General features: G+C 72.7%; 4 protein-coding genes. 2 read left to right on the top strand and 2 right to left on the bottom strand.

What is annotated here, in order from left to right:
• Positions 1-794, bottom strand: a 794-nt coding sequence (locus G6R25_RS23570; protein ID WP_205447413.1) for a hypothetical protein, incomplete at its 3' end; no start/stop codon positions are given.
• An 18-nt stretch (positions 795-812) separates the two neighbouring features.
• Between G6R25_RS23570 and G6R25_RS23565 the strand changes: the two genes are divergently transcribed.
• Entirely contained in the window at positions 813-1,034 is a 222-nt protein-coding gene (locus tag G6R25_RS23565) for a hypothetical protein (RefSeq protein ID WP_163554613.1), read from the top strand.
• Between the two features lie 406 nt (positions 1,035-1,440).
• Here the strand turns inward: G6R25_RS23565 and G6R25_RS23560 are convergent, their stop codons facing one another.
• On the bottom strand, positions 1,441-1,827 hold the full coding sequence (locus tag G6R25_RS23560) for a hypothetical protein (RefSeq protein WP_163554612.1): 387 nt from the start codon (positions 1,825-1,827) through the stop codon (positions 1,441-1,443).
• 195 nt (positions 1,828-2,022) lie between these two features.
• Between G6R25_RS23560 and G6R25_RS25655 the strand changes: the two genes are divergently transcribed.
• Positions 2,023-2,257: helix-turn-helix transcriptional regulator (locus G6R25_RS25655; RefSeq protein WP_205447411.1), on the top strand; the 235-nt coding region annotated here is incomplete at its 3' end.

Below are 2,257 nucleotides of genomic sequence, written 5' to 3'. Positions count from 1 at the left end.
GGGCCGTCCCACCGGCTGAGCCGGCGGCGCTTCAGCTCGATGGCCCGGCGGGTCATCTCCACGTGGACCTCATCGATCGTCAGGTCGATCTCGGCTGGGGTGACGGCCACTCGGCAGATGCCGTCCCAGAGGGTGGCTTCCTCGCCTTTGCCGTCGACGAACACCAGGTCGCCGTGTAGGTGGGCGGTGGCCATCAACGGCCGGATTGACCAGGGCTTTCCCGACCCGGACGCCCCGGAGATCAGCATCCGTTCGTCGAACGCCACCAGCGCCTCCTCCCCGGTCTCGGTGTCCACCCCCAGCGACATCGCGGTGGGGTCGGCGGGGATCCGGGCCGCCGTCCACGCCGCCGGCTGGCCGTCGGTGGCGTGGCGGGTGGCCAGGGTGAGGACCGCCCAGCCACCCCACGCACCACCGATGATCCGCAGCCGCAGCGCAGTCCGCGCCCCGAGCAACGCCCGGACACTGTCGGTCTTGGCCGTCAGGGCCTTGACGGTCCAGACGCCGTCGAGACGCACCTCGCAGCGGATCCCGCCCGGGCCGACGGCCGGCGGGGTGGTGAGCGTGCCCGCCAGACCCCGGCCGGCGGCGTGTGCCGCCCAGTACTCGGGGTGCAGCCGATCGAGAAGCTGGCGCTCCTCGACGCTCGTCGACTCCTCCGGCGCGGCCGGTGCGACAGCGTGGCGGCGGCCCAGCCACAGGCCGGCAGCATGCAGGCCGAGCAGGCCGGCGGACAGCGACACCGGCCACACCGTCGTCCAGTCCTGCGACGACAGCCACGACGCGGCCGACACCGCCGACGTCGGCACCGCATGGGCCGCATGCGCCTGCAGGGCCCGCTGGTACAGCGCCGCCGGGTAGGCACCCGGGCGGCCCGCACGTCGGCCCTAGCGGCCCTCCTGCGGCCCCGGGCGGCCTTGCTGGCGAGGCGGGCGGCACGGCGGGGGGCGGCCAGCGGGTTCGCGGACGCCTCCCGGGCCGTCTTGCACTGGCTGCGGGCCTGCGACACCGCCACCGACGCCACCGCCCGGTGATGGCGGGCTGCGATCCACGCCGCCCGATGCTCCAGGGTCCGCAACTCGCGGCGCCGGCCGGCCTCCGCATCCCACCAGACGGCGAACGGGGCGCACGCCGGGGACAGGCCGTCGAGGACCGTCACCGCCGTCGTCGACGTCGCCCGGCACACCCGCACGGCGGCCGGTCCGGAGGTGGTCTGCGGGGCCTGCTCGGGGGTGGTTGCAGCCGCCGGTTGCACTGGTTGCACCCGGGCTGGCTGGTTGACCCCTGCAACCACCCCTGCAACCGCCTCTGACCTGCACGGTTGCAGGTTGCAGGCAGGGGCGGCAGAGGGGGCCTCACGCGTGCGCGCGCGAGGAACCCCGATTTCCGGCGGGTTGCAACCCTGCTCGGACGCCTCGGCGACGGGGGTCTGGTGGGCGGTCATGCCGCACCACCGAACAGATCATCCTGGCCGGTGCAGGCCAGGCACAGCGGCCCCGCCGGCTTCACGTCCAGCTGGCCGCGGCAGCGGATGCACCGCCGCCGCGGGGCCAGCGGGATGACGGTCAGGGCGATCCGCAGGCTGCGGGAGTCCACCAGGACGATCGACGGGCAGGCCTGGTGCTGCACGGTCAGCGCGAACCCGCATGCCCGGCAGCAGACAGCCGGCCCGGTAGTGAGCTCGGCGGTGTGCCGGCGGCGGACGTCCAGCTCCTCGGCGGCGGTCACCCGGCGGCCGGCCTGCAGGGCGGCGAGGATCACCGGATCGAAGATCTCTTCGGGATGGTCGACGGTGACCGTGATCCGGCCCGGACGGCGGGCACTCATGCCACACCACCCAGACGGGCGGCGGGCGAAGCCTGGCGCGCTGATCCGCACCCAGGCAGGGAAAGATGACTCATAGCGGTCTCCTGTTAGTTGCAGGTGATCCGTTAGCCCTCGGGTCGGTGTTGGAGACACCGGTCCGGGGGCGCTTTTCGGTTGTGGGGCGGAACGCTACACACCCGTCCCTAGCGAGTCAAGATGGTAGAGTCGTTGGTTATGGGAGAGTCCATCGACGACTTTGAGCCACTCCTCGACTACACGGACATAGCCAAACTGGCGGGCATCTCCCCCGTCACGGCGCGCAGCTACAAGAGCTCAGGGCATCTGCCGGATCCCGACGTACAGACGTCGTCGCGTCGGCCCCGCTGGAAGCTGTCTACCGTTCGTGCGTGGCTGGAGAACCGTCCCGGCGCCGGGGCGCGCACGGATCTAT

It is taken from the genome of Candidatus Frankia alpina (assembly GCF_902806485.1).
Lineage (GTDB): Bacteria > Actinomycetota > Actinomycetes > Frankiales > Frankiaceae > Frankia > Frankia alpina.
Note: the sequence above shows the minus strand (reverse complement) of the source record. Positions and strands in the feature narration are given on the sequence as shown.

Bases quoted from the DNA above. Each gene is read 5' to 3' on its own strand.
- G6R25_RS23565 (WP_163554613.1), top strand. From the start codon at position 813: ATGGGCCGCATGCGCCTGCAGGGCCCGCTGGTACAGCGCCGCCGGGTA.
- G6R25_RS23560 (WP_163554612.1), bottom strand. From the start codon at position 1,827: ATGAGTGCCCGCCGTCCGGGCCGGATCACGGTCACCGTCGACCATCCC.